At 62.4% G+C, this 7,893-nt stretch carries 8 protein-coding genes and 2 pseudogenes; 5 read left to right on the plus strand and 5 right to left on the minus strand.

Annotated elements, in window-relative coordinates; genetic code table 11:
- Positions 1–285, plus strand: a pseudogene (locus Ahu01nite_RS49910) (IS701 family transposase); the annotation flags it as partial.
- 181 nt (positions 286–466) lie between these two features.
- Here Ahu01nite_RS49910 and Ahu01nite_RS49915 read toward each other — a convergent pair.
- The 3 genes from Ahu01nite_RS49915 to Ahu01nite_RS49925 form a co-directional block, all read right to left on the minus strand.
- Positions 467–790 carry a Z-ring associated ZapG family protein gene (locus tag Ahu01nite_RS49915; protein WP_203843825.1) on the minus strand — a complete coding sequence of 108 codons (324 nt, stop codon included), beginning with the start codon at positions 788–790 and terminating at the stop codon, positions 467–469.
- A 46-nt stretch (positions 791–836) separates the two neighbouring features.
- Complete coding sequence (locus Ahu01nite_RS49920; protein WP_203843826.1) at positions 837–1,574, minus strand: hypothetical protein; 738 nt, start codon at positions 1,572–1,574, stop codon at positions 837–839.
- Between the two features lie 241 nt (positions 1,575–1,815).
- Positions 1,816–2,694, minus strand: coding sequence for a DUF5753 domain-containing protein (locus Ahu01nite_RS49925; protein WP_203843827.1), 879 nt, complete (start codon positions 2,692–2,694; stop codon positions 1,816–1,818).
- Between the two features lie 846 nt (positions 2,695–3,540).
- Here Ahu01nite_RS49925 and Ahu01nite_RS51635 point away from each other — a divergent pair.
- Positions 3,541–3,675, plus strand: coding sequence for a hypothetical protein (locus Ahu01nite_RS51635; RefSeq protein WP_275411866.1), 135 nt, complete (start codon positions 3,541–3,543; stop codon positions 3,673–3,675).
- A 200-nt stretch (positions 3,676–3,875) separates the two neighbouring features.
- A complete protein-coding gene (locus tag Ahu01nite_RS49930; RefSeq protein WP_203843828.1) occupies positions 3,876–4,319 on the plus strand; it encodes an OST-HTH/LOTUS domain-containing protein in 444 nt (147 codons plus the stop codon).
- A gap of 215 nt (positions 4,320–4,534) precedes the next feature.
- On the opposite strand, the pseudogene Ahu01nite_RS49935 reads toward Ahu01nite_RS49930, so the two are convergent.
- Positions 4,535–4,804, minus strand: a pseudogene (locus Ahu01nite_RS49935) (transposase); the annotation flags it as partial.
- A gap of 346 nt (positions 4,805–5,150) precedes the next feature.
- Between Ahu01nite_RS49935 and Ahu01nite_RS49940 the strand changes: the two are divergent.
- Positions 5,151–5,444, plus strand: coding sequence for a hypothetical protein (locus Ahu01nite_RS49940; protein ID WP_203843829.1), 294 nt, complete (start codon positions 5,151–5,153; stop codon positions 5,442–5,444).
- A gap of 334 nt (positions 5,445–5,778) precedes the next feature.
- On the opposite strand, the gene Ahu01nite_RS49945 is transcribed toward Ahu01nite_RS49940, so the two are convergent.
- A complete protein-coding gene (locus tag Ahu01nite_RS49945) occupies positions 5,779–6,597 on the minus strand; it encodes an SAM-dependent methyltransferase (protein ID WP_203843830.1) in 819 nt (272 codons plus the stop codon).
- An 888-nt stretch (positions 6,598–7,485) separates the two neighbouring features.
- Here Ahu01nite_RS49945 and Ahu01nite_RS49950 point away from each other — a divergent pair.
- Positions 7,486–7,893 (plus strand): helix-turn-helix domain-containing protein (locus Ahu01nite_RS49950; RefSeq protein ID WP_203843831.1); only part of this gene is annotated, 408 nt, incomplete at its 3' end.

The raw sequence follows: 7,893 nt of genomic DNA on the forward strand, positions 1-7,893 counted from the left end.
CGCCGCAACATCAGCACCGGCGAACTCGCCTACTACGTGTGCTTCGGCCCCCGCCGCACCCGCCTGCGCACCCTCGTTCGCACGGCGGGCGCGAGGTGGGCGGTCGAGGAGAGCTTCCAGACCACCAAGAACGAGGTCGGCCTGGACCAGTACCAAGTCCGCCGCTACGACGCCTGGTACGCCCACATCACCCTGGCCATGGCCGCCGCCGCGTTCCTGACCATCACCCGCACCACCGAGAACGTCATCAGCAAACACCCGACCACGGTGACGATGACGGCCTGATCCCGCTGACCGTCAACGAGATCAGACGCCTGTTCGCCGCTCTCGTCCTGACCGTTCAGCACACCGCCAATCACGTACTGGCCTGGTCCAACTTCCGCCGCCGCTGCCTCCAACGAGCCCGCGACTCCCACTACCGCAAACGACTCAGCACGCTCGGAAGCTACGAACCCCCGTAGCAGTACTAGTAGACGTTCTTCATGCGGTGGACGGTGTTGTCCTCGTCGCGCTGGTAGTCGTCGGCGGCCTTGGTCAGCGCGCCGGCGGTGTTGTCGAAGTTGTCGGCGGCCTGTTGCAGCAGCGTCGCGATGCGTTCTTGCAGATCGCGGTAGACGTCCTCGATACCGGCCAGGTGGCCGACCCCGGAGAAGTGGAAGGCGTTCAACGTCAGACTGCGGGCTACTGCCGCCATGGCGTCGACCTCGGTGGCCATACCGCTCCAGACGCCGCCTTCAGCAGTCAGCGCATGGATGGAGGCTTCGACCTGATCATCAGAAGGCTGCGTCATGATGTTCCTCCCGTACTCCTGCGACCTGTGCTCCCGGTGACGGTGGTCATCGGATCAGGCCGATCTCGTGCCACAACGTTTTCGGTGAGTCGGTCACCCGCAGCAGCCGGGCAACAGCAGGCACGCTGTCCAGACGGTCCTGCTTCTGCTGGGCGGTGAGGAGCTGCGCCGCCTGGACCGCTTCGATGATCGCCTCCGCGATCCGTGCGGGATCGGCGCTGCGCACCCAGTCACGGTCGAAGTCAGCGGAGGTGATCACTCCGGCTGTCGCGGTCACCCGTACCGTCCGGGCCACGTTTGCTGCCGACATCTGCTCGCCGGCGGCGGCCTGGGCTGCGGCGATCGCGGCGGGCGTCTGCTCGTCCACCTGATCCAGTAGATCGAGCAGGTCACGCAAGGCGAGCGCTGACTGCGGCGACGCCGGATCGCCGACGTCGGCGGACGCCACCTCTGCGACGGCGCTTGCTGGCGGGTCGGGGCTCACCGGCTGGGTAAAGCCCTGGGTCCACGCGGTCAGGCGCGCGGTCGCGGCACTGGTCAACGCGGCAACGAGCGCGGAGCCTAGACCGCTGTCGCCGAGCGTGCTGTGCCAGCTCTGCGCAATACGGACCTGCTGCAGGCCACCGTCCGCGCTAATGGTCGCCTCGACGGTGCCGGTGTCGTCAGCGCCGGTGAACGCGTCACCGCCCGACGCGGACGCCGTCGCCAGTTGACGCGCGAGGACGGTGGCCTCGTGCTGCAGAGCCCGCAGGCTTTCCACATGGTCATCGATCAGCATCGTCATGTCCCCCCCCGGTGGACGAATGCTCCGACCATACCGTTGACGTGCACGTACTACCGTCTCGGCCCGCGATCGCCCGACGAAAACTGTCTCGGTGTCCGATGCAAGCGCGCGGCAAACGGCATGGGGCGCACGGTTTGCTGCACACCTACTGCTCGATTCTCGAGTTGACGCTACCGACCAACACGACGAGGCGGATAGACGGTGAAGCCTTGAGCGGGGTGCCAGTGACCGGACTGTCGTGTCACCCAAGAGCGTCGCGAGCGCGCTGCAGAAATGGCATAGTTTTTTCGGGTTTTCGTGCCGCATGGGTGAGCCGGTGCCACACGGCGCGGTAGGCGTCGGATTCCTGAGCGCTGTCGAAGAAGATCGCGCTGTCGATCTGTTCGAGGTAGACAATGTCGGACAGTTGGTCGATCGGTAGTCGCAGCATCGAGAACGACATACCGCCAGCAGAGGCTGCGGCCAGCCCGGTCGGCAGGATCTGGATCGGGATGCGATCGCGTGCCGTCACGCGGATCAGGAAGTCGATCTGTTCGCGCATGACCGATGGCTTCGCAACCTCGAGGGTGAGGGCTGCCTCATCGATCACTGCCCACAGCTTTGGCTTCGAGCGGGGCAGCACTCTACTGCGGCGCTCCATCCGCGCCTCGACGCGTCGGTGGACCTCGTCTTCACTATGGTGGCGCAGCCGTACGACTGCTTCGGCGTAGGCGGGAGTTTGCAGCAATCCCGGGACGAACCAGGTCTCGTAGGTGCGGATGTGTTCCGCGAGGGACTCGAGGACTAGGTAGGAGCAGAGCCAGCCGGGCAGGACGTCTCTATAGTCGTGCCACCATTGCCGGACGTTCAGCAGACTCGCCAGACGCAGGATCGCCTGGCGCTGCTTGGTGTCGGTGACCTCGTACAGGTCGAGCAGTCTCTCCAGGTCAGTTTCCTTGACCGTAGTGTCGGCGAGCTCGATGCGGCTGATCTTAGGATCGGAACAGCCGATGAACCGGCCGGCATCGGCACGGCTGACGTTGCGTGATTCCCGCAGCAGACGCAACAGGCGGCCCAGCAACTCGCGGGCGACGTCCGGACGACCGACGGAATCGGGTCCCGACGACATAACGGTGGGCACACATTCCTCCGGATGTGATCACGGCAGATGACTAATAACGAATCGGTTTGGGCGGAATGGTGTCAATGCCTGTGGCGCAGCAGGTGACGGGTCAACTGCTGGGCCACGCCGACGCACGCCGTGCCGGCGAGGACAGCCACCGTCGGCAGCGCCAGCACTCCTGCGACGATCGAAAAGGCCATCAGCGACACGGTCAGAACTACCACCGCCCACACTCGATGGCCACTTGGCGTGGGATGTCGGGGCGCGTCCGAACTGCGGTTTAGACGTCTCTGCGTGGTCACGCCGGAAATGATGCTCATGCATCAATCGGGGATGCAAACGCTGATGCACGTGTGCATGCACGTGCATCTAGACTGCAGCCTTGGGCGGCTGATCCTGAAGGCGCTTTGATCACTGGTCAAGTCCGCAAACGCGGGTTCAGGCGGGATTCGGTCAGGACATGGGGATCGCCAAAGCCGAAGTCTTGAGGCCTTATGGACGGGTCACTGCGGCGTCGGGCATGACAGCGCCCGTTCTATCCGCATGGCCACGACGTGCCCGCCTTGATCATGACCGCGACAAAGACGGCGCCCTCCAGTGGAAGCAGGCCGTCATGAATGCCGCGATTGAATCGCCGGGTCCCGGCGGCATGCACCTGCCTTCGGCGGCACCTCTGAGCCAGCCCGTGACGTGGCCGCCACGCCGACGTCTACCTGTCCTGGGCCTGCCCGGCGACGAGATCGCGCAGCCATCACCGACCTCTCCCGCCGCGCCGCGCGCCACGACCGCCAGCTGCGGTTCGGGCTGCGCATTAACGTGATTGCCCGGCCCACCCGCGAGCAAGCCTGGTAGCACGCCGACGACATGATCACCGCCGCCACTGCACAGAATCTCGCCGCCGTGGCCCGCGCGGACACCGAAACCGACTCGGCCAAGCAACGCCGGGTGGCCGCACTCGCCGCCCAGCCGACCGACCGCAGCAGCGGGTTCTGCGCATGATCGAGCATTTGCGTTCGGCCCTGCTGGACGAGCTCGGAACCTCCTCTGCGTTGGGAGGTGCCGTCTTCGCCGCCGCGTTGCCGCACCGGGCGCGGTCGGGCTGATATTCAAACCAGGGTTTGTGAGCCAAACCAGTTTCAACAACAGGGGGTCATCAACTGATCTTGGAACGGCCGAGCAATTAACGGCCATATGCGACCTTGGAAACACCCCCGCCGCGTACAGAACGGGAGGTCAGCGGCCTACATCAAGATCAAGAGCAACGGGTTAGGAAACCGTTCGTCGCCGCGTGTGACCTGTTCGTCTACAGCGAGAACCTCCGCACACCGGTCAGTGTCACGACCGAGATCGCATCGACGGGGCCCGACAGTTGGAGCCGGGAACGACTGCGTGCGGACACCACCGTGGTCAACCAGCTACGACAAGCAGTCGAAGGCGCTTCCGGTGAGGACGGTTGGGCGCGGCTGGCGAAGGTCGGGCAGCTGATCGCTCGGCAGCGCTCCGACTTCGATGCACGGACCTATGGCTACCCCAAGCTCGGACTCCTGATCGCGGCAATCGACCTGTTCGATATGGAGCGGCGAGAATCTGGCGAGGGCAAGGTAGCCGTCACGTGGGTGCGCGACAAACGCCGACGATCGTGAGTCCTGATCCTGGTGGCCGATACTCATGGCGGCCGGCCCGGGAGGCCCAAACGGCAGACACGTGCGGATAGCCGTCTGGGTTTCGCCGATCTGAGAATTTGATACCTGTGCGGAGGGCCGTTGTCCGCGCTGCCGTATTCCGGGTGATCGGGCAGTGGCTGCTCTGAGTTCCCCCGGTTTGGCGGAGCTTCCGCTCCGTCGAAACGCGGGGAACTCATCCCTTCTTTGCTCCATAAGGCGAAGTAGCCGTAGACCGTCGCGTGTGCAGGGAAGTCGTGGGGTAGGTAGCGCCAGGCGATTCCGGTGCGGTTGACGTAGAGGATCGCGTTGAAGATCTCGCGCAGGTCGTGGGTGAGGGTGCGGCCCTCGATGTGGAGCCGGGTTCGTGCGTCGGTGCGGGTCTGGCGCCAGGCGGTCAGCCGGGGCTTGATCAGGGCCCAGCGGGCGTCGGACAGGTCGGATGGGTATGCGCGTCGTTCGGTCATGAACTGGGGATACGGTGGTGTCGGCAACTGATGGGGCCGCCAGGTCCGTCTATTCCTCGCGGAGCTAATCAAACACGACCGAGTGTTTAAAAGCCTCAGATCTTTGAGCCAGTGGAAACAGCAAGGCGTCCCCGACGAGGCGGTCCTCGCCGGATGGGTCGCACTTCAGAGACCATACCCCGGTTACGGTGATTGCCTGGTTCCGGTTTGCCCGAGCTTGGCCGCTCGCCGCTCGGCTTGTGCTGCGGGCACGAGACGCGCTACCGCAAAGCCGCTAGCCAGGGTTCGGCCGAGCTGCCGTCGGCCCTGGTCCCGGCGCTACGACCAACACGATCGGCCGACTCCGGTGTCCTACCAGGACCAGCACGCGTTCCTGCGATGGTGCACCAGCACCGAACCCGTGCCCTGCCCGGCACAGGTGAACCTGCGCGGATTGCGACCTCTGCTGCAGGTAGAACTCCAGTGGGGCCCGTTCGTGCACACCCAGCAGCCACGGCCGACCCACTGGCCCGTCGGATCGATCCAGAAGCTGATCAACACCTGCCGCCCTGCTGGCATGACCTCGCTGACTGACCTCGAGACCGACGGGGCTGACCGCTGCGTGCGCAGTATCGGCGGGGAGATCGCCCGGGAGTTGTAACGGGTCTACCGCACCCCAGCCGACGCACGCGAGACCGGAATGCTGGACACCGAGCACTTGGGGGTGCGATTCCCGCGCCGCACCAGCCGCTTCGGTCTGACCGCGATCCCGCAGCGTTGGCCACGCGATCTGGCCTGGGACTACCTCGCCACGTCCCATCGCCGCGGGTGCGCCGGTTGCGTGATCTCACCCGATACCGCACCAACCTCATGGGACAGACCCCATCCACACGCGCGAAGCCACCTGCGCCGCAACGTTCGTGGAGCCTGGAAGTAATCTGCTGCCGGGGACGCCAGGGGTGGCGACTTCAACACCGAGGTCGCCGTCCCCAAAGTCAGGGTTTCCTACCTACAGCTCCATAGCAAGCAATCTGCTCGGGCGTAGGGCGCTTGCCCAGCGGAACCGTTGATCGCCAGTCCGAGACCAGCACGATGCCGGGATCTACAAGATCGAGCCCACGGAAAAACTCGGCGACCTGCTCTTGTGTACGTGCATAGGAGTCGTTTTTTCCCTCTGAGGCGTTCTTATTATGCATTGCCTGAACTTCAGTCGAAAGACTGTCAATCGACATATGTGACAAGACTAGAAAGCTGCCCGATGGCATTGCTTCGAGTAACTGCCGCACAATTTTATAAGCACTATCGTCTTCTTTGATAAAATGCATGACTGCGACAAGCATCAGTGCCACTGGACGTTTCAAATCCAGAATCTCATTGAGGTCCGGATGATTTAGTATTCGAGCGGGGTTTTTGAGATCTTCTTCGATGTAGAAAGAGCGACCTTCGTCCGTGCTTGTCAAGAGTGCCCGGGCATGGGTCATCACCATGGGGTCGTTGTCTACGTAGACGACCCTGCTCGACGGATTGATCCTCTGGGCTACTTCGTGGGTATTGTCGGCCGTCGGTAGACCGGTCCCGATGTCGAGAAACTGATCGATTTGGGCTTCATTGGCGAGAAAATCCACGGCACTCTTAAGAAAATTTCGGTTTTCGCGCGTGGTAACTCGGACAAATGGAAAAACCGCTTCGATGAAGCGCGCTGATTCGCGGTCAGCTTCGAAGTGATCTTTGCCGCCGAGGAAGTAGTTATACCTCCGAGCGGGATGTGGAGTCGTGGTATCAATCTGTTGTGCTCTGGCTTCAAGCTCGTCCATGGAAAAACCTCCCTGTGTAACAGGACCAGGTATTGAGCTCTGTCGGCCTGAATCGCTGACCGTGTTCAAGCTATCAATTTCGGTCTCACCGATGCTGTCAAGGTCGTGCAGGACAAGATTTCCTAGGGGAGTTATCTGCCATGGCCGCCGGCGGCCATCCTCCGCTTTATGATGCTCAAGGAGCCCTGACAGCGCGAGGTCCTTCAGGCCCTTGCTGATATATCCGTCGCCGGGGGAGTGGCCCCTCAAGTCGATCAGGCTTGCGCGAACCTCGGCATATCGAAGGGGTCCATTGGCCAGGACTCGCAAGAGTGGCTCATGCCATGTTCGTGACAGGGTCTCCCTGACCAAGTCCTGCCGAGAGCGTGTCACTCAGCTTTCACTCCTCGAACTTCAGCAGACGTTAAGCCTTGTAGCAGTGGTTGGAATAATCTCACACGACTGCCTTGGACGACTGGCTAGAGGCCAGGTCATCACATCGAAGATCATCGCATCTACGGATGCGGTAGCACAACAGGCCTGTGTGGACTCTGGGCACGAAGTCGGCCGGTATCGCCGGAGAGACGTTGATCATCAACCTGCGGATGTAGCGGGCTCTTGAGGTGCATCCATGCCGAGCGCGTGGCTTACCAATCCAGTTCAGGACGGGATTCGAGTTGCTGTATCTAGGTTCGCTGCCCTGGTTCACGGCGCCGCTTCTGATCGTCATAGAGGGGCTGTGCAGAGCGCAGGAATCGCGACTGTGTTTTGGAACACACCGTTCGAACGGCGCATTAACAAATGCGCACCGAAGAAGTCGTAGTAGTCAGACCTGGAATCCGGTAGACCATCATCAGCAGTTTGGGAGCTCGGGCTTGCGTGCGCCGTTGCCCGAGTTTGAAGAGGGGGATGAAGATGTTCGACCGTCAGCCACTTATGCCGCCGGAGCGTGAGGCGGTCATAGATGAGATCGACGATGCAAAATCAGCGGCCTCATCCATGCCTGAACCCGGCGATGAACTTGCCCGCCAGGTCCGCATGTGGCGAGAGCGTCTGATCTCTGACGATGCGGTAGAAACGGGATCCAACCGGCCAGGGCGTCCGCAGCAACCGGTCTCCCAGGAGCAGATCGCTCATGAGATTGGCTACACCGTCGGATGGTACCGACGTCTTGAACTCGGTAAACAACAGAATTATAGCGACGATTTCCTCGAGAAAATAGCAACATCTCTGCATCTCGAAGGAAACGAGCGGAGCCTGCTCTTCTTGTTGGCATCAGGACGCAAGCCGCCAGCCCCAAGGCGAGCCCCCAAGACT

Origin of the sequence: Winogradskya humida, from assembly GCF_016862215.1 — a bacterium.
Classification (GTDB): domain Bacteria; phylum Actinomycetota; class Actinomycetes; order Mycobacteriales; family Micromonosporaceae; genus Actinoplanes; species Actinoplanes humidus.